The sequence below is a fragment of the Vibrio sp. 2132-1 genome (assembly GCF_033344315.1).
Genome location: NZ_JAWPON010000285.1, coordinates 1 through 737, shown reverse-complemented (window position 1 = coordinate 737; position 737 = coordinate 1). Strand labels below are relative to the sequence as shown.

Genomic DNA, 737 nt, shown 5'->3' with positions numbered 1-737 from the left:
GTGAGTGGAAAAAGGCGATGCCAAATACACCAATGCAAATGCTACTTCGTGGTCAAAACCTTTTAGGATATCGCCATTATGCTGATGACGTAGTAGAGAAGTTCGTTGAGCGTGCTCATGCCAATGGTATGGATGTATTCCGTATCTTTGATGCGATGAACGATGTTCGCAATTTCCAAAAAGCGGTGAAATCGGCGGTAGATGTTGGCGCTCATGCGCAAGGCACCCTGTCATACACAACAAGCCCTGTTCACAATACGGATACTTGGGTTGATTTAGCAAAGCGTTTGGAAGATCTCGGTTGTCATTCACTGTGTATTAAAGATATGTCTGGCTTGCTAAAGCCTTACGAAGCGCAAGAGCTAATCACACGCATTAAAGCCTCTTGTGATGTACCACTGGCACTTCACTGCCATGCTACCACTGGTCTTTCTACTGCTACGGCAATCAAAGCGGTAGAGGCTGGTATCGACATCCTCGATACGGCTATTTCTTCGATGAGCTGTACTTACGGGCATACTCCGACAGAAACGGTTGTAGCAATGCTGCAAGGTACTGAGCGCGACACCAATCTGAAACTTGATCAACTAGAACCTATTGCAGCTTACTTCCGTGAAGTACGTAAGAAATACGCGAAATGGGAAGGGCAACTAAAAGGTGTGGATTCCCGTATCCTTATTGCTCAAGTGCCTGGTGGCATGTTGACGAATATGGAAGGCCAGTTAAAAGAGCAAGGT

General features: G+C 46.1%; 1 pseudogene. It reads left to right on the top strand.

The window, feature by feature from the left end:
- Nucleotides 1-737, top strand: a pseudogene (locus tag R8N47_RS24950) (oxaloacetate decarboxylase); the annotation flags it as partial.